General features: G+C 60.1%; 15 protein-coding genes. 9 read left to right on the top strand and 6 right to left on the bottom strand.

Annotated elements, in window-relative coordinates; all coding sequences use genetic code 11:
• Positions 1 to 84: 84 nt before the first annotated feature.
• The 3 genes from OK142_RS22210 to folE all read right to left on the bottom strand — a co-directional run bounded on the left by OK142_RS22210 (position 85) and on the right by folE (position 2,224).
• On the bottom strand, positions 85 to 1,023 hold the full coding sequence (locus OK142_RS22210) for a patatin-like phospholipase family protein (protein WP_003495567.1): 939 nt from the start codon (positions 1,021 to 1,023) through the stop codon (positions 85 to 87).
• 95 nt (positions 1,024 to 1,118) lie between these two features.
• Positions 1,119 to 1,571 (bottom strand): phosphoribosyl-AMP cyclohydrolase, encoded by a 453-nt coding sequence (gene hisI, locus OK142_RS22205; protein WP_082184379.1) that lies wholly within the window; start codon positions 1,569 to 1,571, stop codon positions 1,119 to 1,121.
• A 26-nt stretch (positions 1,572 to 1,597) separates the two neighbouring features.
• A complete protein-coding gene (gene folE, locus OK142_RS22200) occupies positions 1,598 to 2,224 on the bottom strand; it encodes a GTP cyclohydrolase I FolE (protein ID WP_003495569.1) in 627 nt (208 codons plus the stop codon).
• 286 nt (positions 2,225 to 2,510) lie between these two features.
• Between folE and OK142_RS22195 the strand changes: the two genes are divergently transcribed.
• The 4 genes from OK142_RS22195 (at position 2,511) to thrS (ending at position 5,968) form a co-directional block, all read left to right on the top strand.
• On the top strand, positions 2,511 to 2,957 hold the full coding sequence (locus OK142_RS22195) for an iron-sulfur cluster assembly scaffold protein (protein WP_498685205.1): 447 nt from the start codon (positions 2,511 to 2,513) through the stop codon (positions 2,955 to 2,957).
• 3 nt (positions 2,958 to 2,960) lie between these two features.
• A complete protein-coding gene (gene yidD / locus OK142_RS22190) occupies positions 2,961 to 3,320 on the top strand; it encodes a membrane protein insertion efficiency factor YidD (protein WP_137037753.1) in 360 nt (119 codons plus the stop codon).
• The gene (locus tag OK142_RS22185) at positions 3,317 to 3,838 is read left to right on the top strand and encodes a DUF1697 domain-containing protein (RefSeq protein ID WP_498685275.1); all 522 of its coding nucleotides are present in this window, start codon (positions 3,317 to 3,319) and stop codon (positions 3,836 to 3,838) included. The genes yidD and OK142_RS22185 overlap by 4 nt, the downstream gene beginning before the upstream one ends.
• Positions 3,839 to 3,964: 126 nt before the next feature.
• Positions 3,965 to 5,968: a threonine--tRNA ligase gene (gene thrS / locus OK142_RS22180; protein WP_498685203.1), complete on the top strand. Its 2,004-nt coding sequence runs from the start codon at positions 3,965 to 3,967 to the stop codon at positions 5,966 to 5,968.
• A gap of 240 nt (positions 5,969 to 6,208) precedes the next feature.
• Here the strand turns inward: thrS and OK142_RS22175 are convergent, their stop codons facing one another.
• Positions 6,209 to 7,201, bottom strand: coding sequence for an RgsD C-terminal domain-containing protein (locus OK142_RS22175; RefSeq protein WP_137037750.1), 993 nt, complete (start codon positions 7,199 to 7,201; stop codon positions 6,209 to 6,211).
• Positions 7,202 to 7,312: 111 nt separating this feature from the next.
• On the opposite strand from OK142_RS22175, the gene OK142_RS22170 reads away from it, so the two are divergent.
• From OK142_RS22170 to OK142_RS22160, 3 genes are all read left to right on the top strand, one after another.
• Positions 7,313 to 7,894, top strand: a complete 582-nt coding sequence (locus OK142_RS22170) for a nitroreductase family protein (protein WP_498685200.1) — start codon at positions 7,313 to 7,315, stop codon at positions 7,892 to 7,894.
• A complete protein-coding gene (locus OK142_RS22165) occupies positions 7,894 to 8,505 on the top strand; it encodes a flavin reductase family protein (RefSeq protein ID WP_003495582.1) in 612 nt (203 codons plus the stop codon). The genes OK142_RS22170 and OK142_RS22165 overlap by 1 nt, the downstream gene beginning before the upstream one ends.
• A gap of 111 nt (positions 8,506 to 8,616) precedes the next feature.
• Positions 8,617 to 9,771: a DUF2336 domain-containing protein gene (locus OK142_RS22160; protein WP_003495584.1), complete on the top strand. Its 1,155-nt coding sequence runs from the start codon at positions 8,617 to 8,619 to the stop codon at positions 9,769 to 9,771.
• A 202-nt stretch (positions 9,772 to 9,973) separates the two neighbouring features.
• Here OK142_RS22160 and OK142_RS22155 read toward each other — a convergent pair whose 3' ends face one another.
• On the bottom strand, positions 9,974 to 10,411 hold the full coding sequence (locus tag OK142_RS22155; protein WP_313611140.1) for a hypothetical protein: 438 nt from the start codon (positions 10,409 to 10,411) through the stop codon (positions 9,974 to 9,976).
• Positions 10,412 to 10,516: 105 nt separating this feature from the next.
• On the opposite strand from OK142_RS22155, the gene OK142_RS22150 reads away from it, so the two are divergent.
• Positions 10,517 to 10,972 carry a GNAT family N-acetyltransferase gene (locus OK142_RS22150; protein WP_313611139.1) on the top strand — a complete coding sequence of 152 codons (456 nt, stop codon included), beginning with the start codon at positions 10,517 to 10,519 and terminating at the stop codon, positions 10,970 to 10,972.
• Between the two features lie 197 nt (positions 10,973 to 11,169).
• Here OK142_RS22150 and OK142_RS22145 read toward each other — a convergent pair whose 3' ends face one another.
• Complete coding sequence (locus OK142_RS22145; protein WP_003495590.1) at positions 11,170 to 12,408, bottom strand: AI-2E family transporter; 1,239 nt, start codon at positions 12,406 to 12,408, stop codon at positions 11,170 to 11,172.
• A gap of 229 nt (positions 12,409 to 12,637) precedes the next feature.
• On the opposite strand from OK142_RS22145, the gene OK142_RS22140 reads away from it, so the two are divergent.
• A complete protein-coding gene (locus OK142_RS22140; RefSeq protein WP_498685193.1) occupies positions 12,638 to 14,371 on the top strand; it encodes an ABC transporter ATP-binding protein in 1,734 nt (577 codons plus the stop codon).
• Positions 14,372 to 14,379: the final 8 nt, after the last annotated feature.

Below are 14,379 nucleotides of genomic sequence, written 5' to 3'. Positions count from 1 at the left end.
CACAGGAATGAGGGTGTGGGGACGAAGTGTGCTACCCCAAGCTCGAAATTCTCAGCGCTGACATAGACCCCTGTGCGCCACGCTTCAGCGTCGGAACGCCTGCTGCATGCGGGTGAGTTCGGGTATGCGGGAGCGCGTTTCCTCATATCCTCTGTCGATGGCCTCGCTGGCGCGATGGAATTCCGACAGGCCGATATCGTTTATGCGGGGATGCAGCATGAGGTCGGGCGGATCGCCCGCCAGGCGCGAGCGCGAAATCCGGTCCTGAATGATGTTGAAGGCCTGCACCATAACGCCCGGCAGGCCGGGGCGCGGCGGGTGGTCGGCAGGCGGTGCGCCGCCGCCAGGTGACGAAGCGGAGTGCTTGACCACGGCGGAGCGGCCGAACAGATCGTAATTGAGGTTGACAGCGACGACGAGCGCCTGCTCATAAGCCCGGCAGACCGAAACCGGCACGGGGTTGACCAGAGCGCCATCGATCAGGGTGCGGCCATTGCATTGCACCGGCTCGAAAATCCCCGGCAGCGCATAGGATGAGCGTAGCGCCGTGACGAGATCGCCCTGATGAATCCAGACTTCATGGCCGGTGCGCAATTCCGTGGCGACGGCGATGAAGGGATGATCGAGATTTTCGACGCGCAGGCCTTCCAGATGTTCCTGCATGCGCTTGGTCAACCGCATGCCGCCGAAGAGGCCGCCGCCGCCGATCGTCAGATCGAGCAGCCCGGCAATGCGGCGCATCGTCAGCGAGCGGGCGAATTCCTCCAGCTCATCGAGCTTGCCGGCCAGATAACAGCCGCCCACGAGCGCGCCGATCGAAGTGCCGGCAATCATGCCGATCTTCACTCCGGCCTCGTCCAGTGCCCGCAAAACGCCGATATGGGCCCATCCACGCGCTGCACCGCCGCCAAGCGCCAGCGCGATGCGGCGTGTGTCGACGATTTCGGTGACGGGCGGCTCGTTGCCGATGTTTTCGGGATTTCCAACCGCAAGAGGATTGTGACGATTTCCCCATCCCAACATGACCGCACTCCCTGCCAGTTTTCAGGTCCCGCCCTTTATCTCCCGGAACCCGCTATATTGGTAGCAAATTGATGCGGCCGATGGAAGATCGAGGTTCACTTGTCCGAATAGATGGCGGATGGATCGAAATGGCGGGTATCGTCGGTGATTTTTGTCACGGCATTGCCATCGGCAAGTTCCACCGTGCGGTAGAAGCACGAGCGGCGGCCGGTATGGCAGGTCGCATCGTGGCCGGCGACGGACACTTTCAGCCACACGGCATCCTGATCGCAATCGGTGCGGAATTCCTTCACCGTCTGCAGGTTGCCTGAGGTCTCACCCTTCTTCCAGATCTTGTCGCGCGAGCGGCTGTAATAGTGGGCGATGCCGGTTTGGAGCGTCAGCGACAGGGCTTCCGCATTCATGTGGGCGACCATCAGCAATTCGCCGTCACGGGCATCGGTGACCACGGCGGTGACGAGGCCGTGGGCATCGAATCGCGGTGAAAAAAGGCCTGCGTTTTCTAGCACTTCCTTGTCCGCGGGCGCGGACGGAAACGATGTGGACATTGCTACCCCGGAGGAAAAGCGGAACCTTAGCGGTTCCGCACCATGGTCATGAAGCGTACCTGCTCGGCCGGATCGTTCTTGAACGTGCCGGTGAAGCTGGTGGTGAGGGTCGTGGACCCCTGCTTGTTTACGCCGCGCATGGACATGCACATATGTTCGGCGTCGATCATGACGGCCACGCCGCGCGGTTTCAGCGTTTCCTCGATGGATCTCGCAATCTGCGCGGTCATGTTTTCCTGCGTCTGCAGGCGGCGGCCGAAGATTTCGACGACGCGGGCGATCTTCGACAGGCCGAGCACGCGTCCGGCCGGAAGATAGGCGACATGAGCCTTGCCGACGATCGGCACCATATGGTGTTCGCAATGGGAGAAGAAGGGGATGTCGCGCACCAGCACCACATCGTCATAACCGCCGACTTCCTCGAAGGTCGTGCCGAGCACGTCCTGGACGTTCAGCTCATAACCGGCAAAAAGTTCGCGATATGCCTTGGCGACGCGCTTTGGCGTATCCAGAAGGCCTTCGCGGGCGGGGTTTTCTCCTGCCCAGCGCAGAAGAACGCGCACTGCTTCTTCCGCTTCCGCCTGACTTGGGCGAGCCTCGGCCACATCGGGTTTTGCGCCAGCGCCGGGGAAATTCTTCACGATCGCATCCATTCCGTCTCTCCCGATGCGGTTCAAGGCCGCACCTGAACTTCGTTTTTATAAAAGCGGGATTCTGTCCGCTGTTGCTGCTATCTGGTTGTTTTACAGCATTTTGGCAAGACCGATGCTGATATTTCGGTATCGGAGCCGTTAATTTCATCACGGCTTGATGTCCAGAAAGCTCGTTAGCATATAATGAGAATGAAGGGCAGGAAAGCTTCACCGCGAGAAACGCAGTGTTTGAAAAATTTGACCTGTCCTGTTTTTGGGCATTCTTGAGCGCGCCGGACACCTGACGATGGACGATATCTACAATAATCGCATTCTGGAATTTGCCGGAAACATTCCGCTGATTGGTGTTCTCGAGGATGCCGATGCCAGCGCCGAAAAACACTCCCGGCTGTGCGGCTCGAAACTCAAGGTCTATCTGAAGGTCGAAGGCGACATCGTCACCGGTTTTTCACACGAGGTTCGCGCCTGTGCGCTCGGGCAGGCATCCGCCTCCATCATGGCGCATCATATCGTCGGTGCTTCCAGTGCAGAGCTTCGGCAGGCGCGTGAAGACATGCTTGCCATGCTGAAACAGGACGGCGAGGGGCCGAGCGGCCGTTTTGAAGATATGCGGGTGCTTTTGCCAGTCCGCGACTTCAAGGCTCGCCACGCCTCCACCATGCTGACCTTTGAAGCGGTGGTCGATGCTCTCGACCAGATCGAAGGCCGGCCAGCTCTCAACGCTGCGGGTTAGGTGATGTGCGGCGAACCGGATTGCCGGCACCAGACGAGCACGGGCAAGCCCGCACGATCCCGCAACTGGGGCGGAACTTTTGCGAAGACGCCGGGGCGACTTCTGGGCGTCGGTCTCATCCGGCTCTATCAGCTGACGCTTTCCGGCTTCATCGGAAACTCCTGTCGCCATATCCCGACCTGTTCCGAATATGGCTATGAGGCGATAGCCCGCCACGGGCTCTGGCCGGGCGGATGGATGACGCTGTTTCGCGTCGCGCGCTGCGGCCCAGGCGGCACCAGCGGGCTGGACCCCGTGCCGGAAGCGCTTGCCGCCAACAGGCACTGGTGGACGCCCTGGCGCTACTGGACATCGCACCGATGACTTATGTGGCTTTGCTGCACAGCATCGTCCTTGGCGCCGGCAAGCGGCTCCTCATGGCCGATCTGCGTGAAATGGCGCAGGAGCTCGGTTTTGGCGATTGCAGAACGCTGGTCGCGACTGGAAATCTTGTCTTTCACGCGCAGGCTGCTCCTGTTCGCGACATCGAGGACAGGCTTGAACGCGCCTTCGAGAAACGGTTCGGCAAACACGTGGATATTCTCGTTCGTTCAGCCCCTGACTGGCTGAGACTGACCGCTGAGAACCCGTTTACTGACGGTCATCCACCGGACGTCTGCGTGCGGGTGATGCGCGAACCACTCGGCAGCGACGTCCTTGGGTTTCTGGAGAAATATCGCCGGGATGAAAAGATCACCCTTGTCGGCGGCGACCTCTGGATCGATTTTGGCGGCAAGCCAAGCGAAAGCCGGCTTCTATCGGTATTGACCACCAGGAGACTTGGGGTAGGGACGACCCGCAACGCCAATACCGTCAACGGACTCGCTGAAATGCTCCGGTGAAACGCCGTTCACCTTTGACTGAAACGGCAAAATTCTTTATCAGCCTGCCTGCCCACCACTAGTCGGGCGATTATTATTCCAACACCACCCGCATTCGTTGGCGGGACTGGACAGGAGAGTTAAACAATGTCTGAAGCTGTTTCCCTTACATTTCCCGATGGATCCGTGCGCAGCTACCCCGCCGGTACGACCGGCCGCGAGGTCGCTGAATCAATCTCCAAATCGCTTGCCAAGAAGGCCGTCGCCATTGCGCTTGATGGCACCGTGCGCGATTTGTCCGAGACCATTACCGATGGCAAAATCGAGATCGTCACGCGTGAAGACAAGCGTGCGCTGGAACTCATCCGCCACGATGCAGCCCACGTCATGGCCGAGGCCGTGCAGGAACTGTGGCCCGGCACGCAGGTGACGATCGGTCCGGTGATCGAAAACGGCTTTTATTACGACTTTGCCAAGAACGAGCCTTTCACGCCGGAAGATCTGCCGAAGATCGAAAAGCGCATGAAGGAAATCATTCTGCGCAACAAGCCGTTTACCCGCGAAGTCTGGTCGCGCGAGAAGGCCAAGGAAGTGTTCGCCGCCAAGGGCGAGAACTACAAGGTCGAGCTGGTCGACGCCATTCCCGAGGGACAGGACCTGAAGATCTATTACCAGGGCGACTGGTTCGATCTCTGCCGTGGTCCGCATATGGCTTCCACGGGGCAGATCGGCACGGCCTTCAAGCTGATGAAGGTGGCCGGGGCCTATTGGCGCGGTGACAGCAACAATGCGATGCTGTCGCGCATCTACGGCACCGCCTGGGCGACGCAGGAAGAGCTGGACAATTATCTGCATGTGCTGGCCGAAGCCGAAAAGCGCGACCATCGCCGTCTCGGCCGCGAAATGGACCTCTTCCATTTCCAGGAGGAGGGACCGGGCGTCGTGTTCTGGCACGGCAAGGGCTGGCGTATGTTCCAGACTTTGACGAGCTATATGCGCCGGCGGCTCGCCAATACCTATCAGGAAGTCAATGCGCCGCAGGTGCTGGACAAATCGCTGTGGGAAACCTCCGGTCACTGGGGCTGGTATCAGGAAAACATGTTCGCGGTGAAATCCGCGCATGCCTTTACCCATCCCGACGACGAAGAAGCCGATCAGCGCGTCTTCGCACTGAAGCCGATGAACTGCCCGGGTCACGTGCAGATCTTCAAGCATGGCTTGAAGTCTTACCGCGAAATGCCCGTCCGCCTTGCGGAATTCGGCACCGTGCATCGTTATGAGGCTTCCGGGGCTCTGCATGGCCTGATGCGCGTTCGCGGCTTCACGCAGGACGACGCGCATGTCTTCTGCACGGAAGAGCAGATGGCGGCGGAATGCCTGCGCATCAACGACCTCATCCTCTCCGTCTATGAGGATTTCGGTTTCAGCGAAGTCGTCGTCAAGCTCTCCACGCGCCCTGAAAAGCGCGTCGGTTCCGACGATCTCTGGGATCGCGCCGAAAGCGTGATGATGGATGTTCTGAAGACCATCGAGGAGCAGTCCGAAGGCCGCATCAAGACCGGCATTCTGCCGGGCGAGGGTGCGTTCTACGGGCCGAAGTTCGAATATACGCTGAAGGACGCCATCGGCCGTGAATGGCAATGCGGCACGACGCAGGTGGACTTCAACCTGCCGGAACGTTTCGGCGCCTTCTATATCGACCAGAACTCCGAAAAGACGCAGCCGGTGATGATCCATCGCGCCATCTGCGGCTCCATGGAGCGCTTCCTCGGCATTCTCATAGAGAACTTTGCCGGCCATATGCCGCTGTGGTTCGCCCCGCTTCAGGTCGTGGTCGCGACGATCACCTCGGATGCGGATGATTACGGCCGTGAGGTTGCCGAAGCGCTGCGCGAGGCCGGCATGGCGGTCGAGACCGATTTCCGCAACGAGAAGATCAACTACAAGATCCGCGAGCATTCGGTGACCAAGGTCCCGGTCATCATTGTCTGCGGCCGCAAGGAAGCGGAAGAGCGCACGGTCAACATCCGCCGTCTCGGTTCGCAGAACCAGACGCCGATGTCGCTCGAAGATGCGATTACGAGCCTTGTGGACGAAGCGACGCCGCCGGATGTGAAGCGCAAGCTTGCGGCGAAGAAGCAGGTTGCTTGATAATACTTACGGCCCCTTCGGGGGCCGTTTTGTTTGTGGGAATGTGCTGGCAGAAGGCGGGGCATCCGCACTCCGTCACCCCGGACTAGATACGGGGTCCAGTGCGATCAAGTCCTTGATCGCGAAAGACTCGTTTCTCACGGCGCAGACGCGCCGTGGCTGGATGCCGGATCAAGTCCGGCATGACGGCGGAGAGGTTTTTGGGTCATACCGCTGGCCTCGCGATTAGTGCAATCGAGCCTACTCGAAATCCCCGGTCATATCTTCCGGCGCCTGATCCTTCATCAGCACTTCCACATCCGAATCCCGGCCGGAGGTGACCTTGAAGTTGCGCTGGAAGACCTTGTCCTTGTTGCGGGCGATGGCGGTGTATTCGCCTTCCGCCAGAACCATGGTCGAAAAGGCGCTGACGCTTTCGTTGACCACGTCACCGCCGCCGTTCAGCACTGACCACGCCGTATCGGCAATGGCCTCGCCACCCTCTTCGGAAACAAGCTTGAGGGTGATCTGGGCGGCCTGATGCTGCAGGGTCGCTTCCGTCAGCTTGCCGGCTTCCACCTGGATATCGGCGCGCACCACCGCATTGACGTTGCCGTATTCGGAAACCACGTGATAGGTGCCGGCATTGAGCCGGACGATGGTGTTGGGCTTGATGTCGGCCATGACGAGGCCGCGCTCGCCATCCGGCCGTGCATCCGACGAATAGACGGAAAATTTCAGCTGGGTGCCGGCGATCTGCTTGTCGGATCCTGCGACCGCGTTCAGCACGAAGCCGCCGGCATCGAGAATCAGCACCTGTTTCTGAACGTTGCCTGATGTTGGAATATTGAGTTTCTTGGTAACGCCGGCGCGGCCGAAGGCGACGTTGACGAAATATTCTCCGGGCACCAGATTAAAATGTGCCGAGCCGCCCTCGGAGCTTGCCAGCATCGGTAATTTACCGTCAGCGCCGGGAATGGGGCTGAAAACGCGCCAGGAAAGGCCTTCCTTCACCGCTTCGCCTTCGCTCGTCAGCTTGGCTTCCATGGCGATATCGCGGGCGGTGCTTGTCGGGGCATTGGGCGCAGTCGGGGCGGTAAAAGCATTGAGTTTCGGCATTTTCGGCGTGCCGCCAAGCTGCTTGAAGTCCTTGAAAGCGTCCTGCGAAAAAGCCGATTGTGATAAAACGCCGACCGCGGCCAACGCAATGGCCAGACGTGTCGCGAATTTGGCCACGAATTTGATTGCCGACATTTTTGGATACCGATTGACTTCTTGAATTTCCCGGACCACTTCAAAACCAATGCCGTGGCTATTTCAAGGCCCATAATTTCGCGATGACAGCAGAATGGAAGATTTTTGATCATGACAAGCGATATCAAGCTCCTCGACTATCTCAAGGTTCGCCGCTCCACGCCCGCTTTGCAGCTTGCCGAGCCGGGGCCGGCGAAAGCGGAAATCGAGGAAATCCTGCGTCTTGCCGTACGCGTGCCCGATCATGGCAAGCTCGCGCCCTGGCGTTTCGTCGTCTACCGCGGTGAAGATCGCGTGCGTCTTGGCGAGGCCGCGCTCCGGATCGCGCTGGAGAAGAACCCGGAGCTGGACCTTCAGCAACAGGATGTGGAGCGCACCCGCTTCACCCGCGCGCCTGTCGTCATCGCCGTCATCAGCACCGCCAAGCCGCATTTCAAAATTCCGGAATGGGAACAGGTCATGTCCGCCGGCGCCGTCTGCCTCAATCTCATCTTTTCGGCCAATGCCAATGGTTATGCGGCGAACTGGCTGACGGAGTGGCTTGCTTTCGATGCGGCCTTCCTGTCCGAGCTGGGCGTTGCCGCAAACGAGAAGGTGGCGGGCTATATCCACATCGGTTCGACGACATTCCCGCTGGTGGAGCGGCCAAGGCCGGAGCTTGCAGATGTGGTCACCTGGGTTGGGGACGTCTGATGTTCTACACCACCGACACCAACCAGCACGGTCTGCCGCACGATCCATTCAAGGCCATCGTCGCGCCGCGACCGATCGGCTGGATCGGTTCGAAGGGCAGGGACGGCTCTCTCAACCTCTCGCCCTATTCCTTCTTCAACGCGATTTCGGATAGGCCCAAGCTCGTCATGTTCTCTTCCAGCGGGCGTAAGGACAGCCTGCGCAATGTGGAGGAGACCGGCGTCTTTACCGCCAACCTCGTCAGCCGCCACTTGATCGATCGGATGAATGCCTCTTCCGCACCGGTTGCCTATGATGTCGACGAGTTTGCCCTTGCGGGTCTGACAGCCGTTGATGGCCGGGTCGTTGATGCGCCTTTCGTTGGGGAGGCGCTCGCCGCTCTGGAATGCCGGGTAACCCAGATACAGCAGCTCACGGACATCGACGGCAAGCCGGCGGATTCCTGGATGGTGATCGGACAGGTTATGGCGATCCATATCGACGATGCGATCATTCGCGACGGGCGCATCGATATGGGGCTTGCGCGCCCCGTGGCGCGCATGGGCTATATGGACTATTGCGACGGTGGCAGCGATGTATTCCAGCTGCAGCGCCCTTCTACTGCGCCATAAACATAGTTCTTCGCCGGCAACGGTTAAATTTTATGGTGAACCAAACGTAAACCATTTGCGCCTAGAGTTTTATACATGGTGGCGGCGATGATGCCGTCATCCATTGTGTGAATGTGTTTCGAGGCTCAGGTGATCGTACAGGCATTTCTTCGCTGGTCTGAAAAGGCTGGATCGACCGAGCGGGCAAAAGCCGCCAATGCTCTCGGCCGCGCCTATCTGCAGTCCGACATGGCGCGGGAAAACCGCGACGCCGCCTATATGGCCATGACCTATCTTCTCGACGATCCGTCGCCGCGTGTCAGGCTGGCGCTTGCCGAGGCGCTGGCGGATGCTCCAGAGGCGCCCCGCGCCATTCTCGTTTCGCTTGCCGAAGACCAGCCGGAAATCGCCTGCACCGTGATTGCCCGCTCGCCCGTACTCACCGAGGCAGATCTGGTCGATCTTGCCGGGCGCGGCGAAAGCCTCACCCGTGCCCTCATCGCCGCAAGGCCGGGCCTGCCGCGCGGGGTCTGCGCGGCGCTCGCCGAAGTCGGCGACCTCTCTGAAACGCTTGTGCTTCTCGAGAATGACGATGCTTTCATCACGCCATTTTCCTTGCGGCGCATTGCCGAGCGGCATGGCTGCGATGCCGACATCCGCGCTCTCCTGCTTTGCCGCGAGGCGTTGCCGGCCGATGCACGCCACCTGTTGATGGGACGCGTCAGCGAGGCTCTGGCGGGTTCGGCGCTGGTGCATGCCCTGATCGCGCAAAACCGCGCCGACAGCATCTTTCGCGAGGCGGAGGATTCCGCCACCATCCTTATTGCCGGCAACGTTCCTTCGCCCGAATTGCCGGCACTGGTGGAGCATCTGCGGCAGAGGCTGGAACTGACGCCGGCGCTTCTCATTCATGCCGTCTGTTCAGGCAGGCTGGAATTCTTCACGGCGGCGATGGTCAATCTTTCGGGCCTCGACGACCGCAAGGTGCGCGCCATTCTGGCGACGGGACGGCCGCATGCGCTGAAGGCGCTGTTCAAATCCGTTGGCCTTCTTGGGGATGCCATCGATGTCTTCACGGAAGCGACGCTGATGTGGCGCCGCGCCGCACGCTCGCATCTTTCAGAGGCAGCAGCCTCCGTCTCGGCCGAACTGCTTGCGCATTTCCGCCATGTCGATGGTTCCGAAACGCTCTTTGAGCTGCTGCACGCCGTGCGCAAGCTTGCCATTGCCGAAGAACGACAGAAGGCGCGGCACTATGCGGAAGCGCTGACGGTGGAAGCGGCCTGAGGTCTGGGGAATTTCGGCGAGATCGCCACCTGCGCTAGATGTTGCGATGTTTCGGGATCGGTTTGGCTCTCCTCATGCCTGTGCCTGTCACAGGAATCCAGCCCGACGCGTGTTTACGCGGCGAGAGGTGTCTTTTCAGCCCAAGGACTTGGGCTGGCTCGATTCCTGTGACAGGCACAGGAATGAGTAGAGGTCATTTTCCTTATTTCTCGAACCGCTTGGCAATCCACGAATAGCTGTTTTCAACCATCCGTACCGGCGTGCCGAGAAGGTGCTTCACACCTTCTGTGGAGGGCAGGATACGGCTGACGCGGCTGATCGCCTGTCGGGTCAGGCTCTCTTCTTCCTTCTGCGTCACCTGTTCGCTGGCCGGCGGCTGGGTCTGCGCCGGTGCTGCGGCGGCCGGAGGCTGGGTGCCAGGGGTGTTGCCCGCCGTCTGGGGCGTCTGCTCGCCCGGCGTCTGGCACACGGCCACCACGACCGGATAGGACGCATTGGCGTAGCGTTCCAGTTCCTTCTCGGAAACCGCGTCGCAGAGCTCGATGCTCGTCCAACGCTGCTGCGATGTGGCGATGTAATGGCAATCGGTGGCGCTGTCGTCGCAGCCTAGAAAGGTCATGAGAACGAGGGCTGTTTTCATGGTGTGTGTTGCCTCTGTCGGGAGTAATGCTCTAGAAACTCATCTATCCGGATTGCAGTGACATTACGACGAAATACGCATTTTATAGAGAAGGCAGGCATCGCAATGACTCCCGAAATCAAGCTTGAATCCCCCCGGCAGGAGGCGGTTCTGCGTCTCATTGATTTGTCCAACGCCTATATGGCATCGCTTTATCCCGCCGAAAGCAATCATCTGGTCGATATCGGCCAGCTCGAAAAGGACAATGTCTCCTTCTTTGTCGTGCGGCATGACGGCCGCGTCGTCGGCTGCGGTGCGCTGGTGGAGGCGGGCGACGGCACGGCGGAGGTCAAGCGCATGTTCGTCGATCCCGAAGCGCGGGGATTGCGGATCGGCAAGCTGATCATGGATACGCTTGTTGCGCGTGGCTTGGAGCTTGGCCTGACCGCCATCCGGCTCGAAACCGGCATCAGCCAGCCGGAAGCGATCGGTCTTTACCGCAAGGCGGGGTTTGTGGAGATCGAAGCTTTCGCGCCCTACAGGCCTGATCCGCTCAGCCTGTTCATGGAGAAGGCGCTTTAAGCCTGCTGCGCGTTTGCCGGCAAGCCGTGCCACACTCGACGTCATCCTCGGCCTTGTGCCGAGGATCCAACCACGTAGCGTGAAATCAATCAGTCGCAGATGCTCGGGACAGGCCCGAGCATGACGGAGGCGTGGTTCAGGGATTTTTCCCCAGCTGAGCCGCGTTAGAGCAAGCCCTTCACTGCAGGCATCAGCAATCAGAAAGCGGCTTTCCGAAATGCCGTCGTTTCCTCGCTATCGTCTTCAAGCGCTGCGACCTCATCAACTGGATCGTCCTGCGTGGGCGGTGAGGGCGGAAGCTCGGCGCTTGCGGTGCCGGAGAGTTCCACTTCGCGCACCCATTCGCGCCAGATTGCGACCAGAAGCGCCATCAGCACCGGGCCGATGAAGAGGCCGAGGAAGCCCATGGTCTTGACGCCGCCGACGAGGCCGAAAAAGGTCGGCAGGAAGGGCAGCTTGATCGGGCCGCCGACGAGTTTCGGGCGGATGGTCTTGTCGACGATGAAAAGCTCGACCGAGCCCCAGACGAACAGCGCCAGCCCGTAAGCGGGGGAGCCGCTGGCGACGAGATAGATCGACACCAGTGTAAAGGAGAGCGGCGCGCCGCCTGGAATAAGCGCCATGACGCCGGTGAGAACACCGAGCGTGACAGGCGAGGGCACGCCGGCGATCCAGTAGGCGATGCCGAGGATGATGCCTTCGCCGATTGCGATCAGCGTCATGCCTGTTACGGTGGAGCTGATGGTTGCGGGCACGACGCGGGAGATGCGCTCCCAGCGCGTTGGAAGGATGCGTTCGCCCACAAGGTCGACCTGGCGGGTGAAGCCGGCGCCGTTGCGATAAACGAAGAACAGCGCGATCAGCATGAACAGCAGGGTGAGCACGAGGTGGAACGCGCCGTTGCCGGCGGCAAGGATCGCCCGGTAGATATTGCCGATATTGGCGCCGCTGACGAGCTGGATCACTTCGCCGATGGCGCCCGGCGTGCCGATATATTTCACCCATTGCTCGCCGAACCAGGGGCCGACGCCGGGAAGCGCGGCGATCCAGTCCGGCACTGGCGCACCCGTCTTGTTGACGTGTACCGCCCAGCCGAACCATTCGCGGATTTCGCTTGCCGTGTAGGACGCCGCTATGAAGATCGGCACGACGAGGAAGGCGAGGATGAGGATGATGGCGATGGTGGCGCCGAGCGTGGTGTTGCCGCCCACCTGCCGCAGGAGCCTCGTGTAAACCGGCCAGCTGGCAAAACCGATGACAAGGGCGGCGAGGACGGGAACCAGAAAACCGTGGAAGAAATAGATGCCCGCAAGGGCAACGAGAACGAGCAGCCAGCGCGCAGCCGAGATAGGCGGGATCAGGGCGATCCGCGTGGGGCTGGCGGGACCAAGCCATCTCGGTTCGCCACTGGGCTTACGGCTGTCAATGTTACTCACGGCAGGCTCTTTCTCGCATTCTCCCCGAAGGGTGCATTCACTCTGTCACACCGACACATATAAGTGCAATATAATCGGATCACATTACCGTTGTGTGTTTATTGCCTAGCCTATTGAACGATTTTGGTAAAAATAGAACAACGGTCTTGGCGCGCGCATTGAAATATGACAATTGAACTCCGTTTTTCTTGCGGTGTAAGGTTGCCGCGTCCGATCTCCAGGTCATGCCATGCTCCGCCGTTTTTTCGCCTATTACCGTCCCTATCGCGGTCTGTTCATCCTCGATTTCTCCTGCGCAGTGCTGTCGGGCGTGCTCGAGCTCGGCTTTCCGATGGCGGTGAAGGCCTTTGTCGATGTGCTGCTGCCGGGTGGTGAATGGGCGATCATTCTTGCGGCGTCGGTGGGTCTGCTTGTCATCTACGTGCTGAATACCGGGCTGATGGCGACCGTCACCTATTGGGGACACATGCTCGGCATCAATATCGAGACCGACATGCGGCGTCTGGCCTTCGATCATCTGCAGAAGCTCTCTTTCCGTTATTTCGACAATCAGAAGACCGGCCATCTTGTCGGGCGGCTGACGAAGGATCTGGAGGAGATCGGCGAGGTGGCCCATCATGGGCCCGAGGATCTGTTCATCGCCATCATGACCTTCATCGGCGCTTTCCTTTTGATGATGTCCGTCAATGTGCAGCTGGCGCTCATTACTGCTGCTGTCGTGCCTGTTACCGCCTGGGTGACGAGCCGTTACGGCGGCCGCATGACGCAGAATTTTCGCGCGCTCTACGGTCGTGTCGGTGATTTCAACGCCCGTATCGAGGAAAATGTTGGCGGCATGCGGGTGGTGCAGGCCTTTGCCAATGAGGACCACGAGCGTGCGCTGTTCGAGAAGGACAACCAGAAATATCGCCGCACGAAGCTCGACGCCTACAAGATCATGGCGGCCAGCACTTCGCTCAGCTATATGAGCATGCGGCTGACGCAGATGATCGTGATGATCTGCGGCGCCTGGTTCGTGCTCACCGGCAGCCTGACGGAAGGCGGCTTTGTCGGCTTCCTGCTGCTGGTCGGCGTGTTTTTCCGCCCGGTGGAAAAGATCAATTCGGTCATCGAGACCTATCCGAAGGGCATTGCCGGTTTCCGCCGTTTCACCGAACTTCTGGACACGGCGCCCGATATTGTCGATGCGCCTGATGCGATCGAGGCGCCGGCGCTCTCCGGCGCCATCGAATATCGCCATGTCGGTTTCGGTTATGCTGAAGGCAAGCAGGTTCTCGACAATATCGACCTGAAGATCAATGCGGGCGAGACGGTAGCCTTTGTCGGGCCTTCGGGTGCGGGCAAGACGACGCTGTGCTCGCTTTTGCCGCGCTTTTACGACGTTACCAGCGGTTCAATCACCATTGACGGCATCGATATTCGCAGGATGAAGCTTGCCTCGCTGCGCAACCAGATCGGCATCGTGCAGCAGGATGTGTTCCTGTTCGGCGGCACGATCCGCGAGAATATCGAATATGGCCGTCTCGGCGCTTCGGATGTGGAGATCATGGATGCGGCGCGGCGCGCCCGTCTTGACGGCGTCATCGAGGCGATGCCGCTCGGGCTCGATACGGTTATCGGCGAGCGCGGTGTCAAGCTTTCCGGCGGCCAGAAGCAGCGCCTTGCCATTGCCCGCATGTTTCTGAAGAACCCGCCAATCCTCATTCTCGATGAGGCGACCTCGGCGCTCGATACCGAGACCGAACGGGCCATCCAGCAATCGCTGACGGAACTTGCCAGGGGCCGCACCACACTCGTCATCGCCCACCGGCTGGCGACGATCCGCGATGCCTCGCGCATCGTGGTGGTGGACCAGACGGGCATTGCCGAAACCGGCGCCCATGCGGAACTTCTGGCCGCCAAGGGACACTACAGCCGCCTGCACGAGGCGCAGTTCAGCGGGCATCTTGCAGGCCTGAGCTGATGGACGGC

The sequence above is a fragment of the Agrobacterium sp. BT-220-3 genome (assembly GCF_025910175.1).
In the GTDB taxonomy this organism is placed as follows: domain Bacteria; phylum Pseudomonadota; class Alphaproteobacteria; order Rhizobiales; family Rhizobiaceae; genus Agrobacterium; species Agrobacterium oryzihabitans.
This window is presented reverse-complemented; position numbering and strand designations above follow the sequence as displayed.

What these genes read in the sequence shown, in the direction of transcription:
- OK142_RS22210 (WP_003495567.1), bottom strand. Translation starts at nt 1,023, where the DNA reads ATGTTGGGATGGGGAAATCGTCACAATCCTCTTGCGGTTGGAAATCCC.
- hisI (WP_082184379.1), bottom strand. Translation starts at nt 1,571, where the DNA reads ATGTCCACATCGTTTCCGTCCGCGCCCGCGGACAAGGAAGTGCTAGAA.
- folE (WP_003495569.1), bottom strand. Translation starts at nt 2,224, where the DNA reads ATGGATGCGATCGTGAAGAATTTCCCCGGCGCTGGCGCAAAACCCGAT.
- OK142_RS22195 (WP_498685205.1), top strand. Translation starts at nt 2,511, where the DNA reads ATGGACGATATCTACAATAATCGCATTCTGGAATTTGCCGGAAACATT.
- yidD (WP_137037753.1), top strand. Translation starts at nt 2,961, where the DNA reads ATGTGCGGCGAACCGGATTGCCGGCACCAGACGAGCACGGGCAAGCCC.
- OK142_RS22185 (WP_498685275.1), top strand. Translation starts at nt 3,317, where the DNA reads ATGACTTATGTGGCTTTGCTGCACAGCATCGTCCTTGGCGCCGGCAAG.
- thrS (WP_498685203.1), top strand. Translation starts at nt 3,965, where the DNA reads ATGTCTGAAGCTGTTTCCCTTACATTTCCCGATGGATCCGTGCGCAGC.
- OK142_RS22175 (WP_137037750.1), bottom strand. Translation starts at nt 7,201, where the DNA reads ATGTCGGCAATCAAATTCGTGGCCAAATTCGCGACACGTCTGGCCATT.
- OK142_RS22170 (WP_498685200.1), top strand. Translation starts at nt 7,313, where the DNA reads ATGACAAGCGATATCAAGCTCCTCGACTATCTCAAGGTTCGCCGCTCC.
- OK142_RS22165 (WP_003495582.1), top strand. Translation starts at nt 7,894, where the DNA reads ATGTTCTACACCACCGACACCAACCAGCACGGTCTGCCGCACGATCCA.
- OK142_RS22160 (WP_003495584.1), top strand. Translation starts at nt 8,617, where the DNA reads ATGTGTTTCGAGGCTCAGGTGATCGTACAGGCATTTCTTCGCTGGTCT.
- OK142_RS22155 (WP_313611140.1), bottom strand. Translation starts at nt 10,411, where the DNA reads ATGAAAACAGCCCTCGTTCTCATGACCTTTCTAGGCTGCGACGACAGC.
- OK142_RS22150 (WP_313611139.1), top strand. Translation starts at nt 10,517, where the DNA reads ATGACTCCCGAAATCAAGCTTGAATCCCCCCGGCAGGAGGCGGTTCTG.
- OK142_RS22140 (WP_498685193.1), top strand. Translation starts at nt 12,638, where the DNA reads ATGCTCCGCCGTTTTTTCGCCTATTACCGTCCCTATCGCGGTCTGTTC.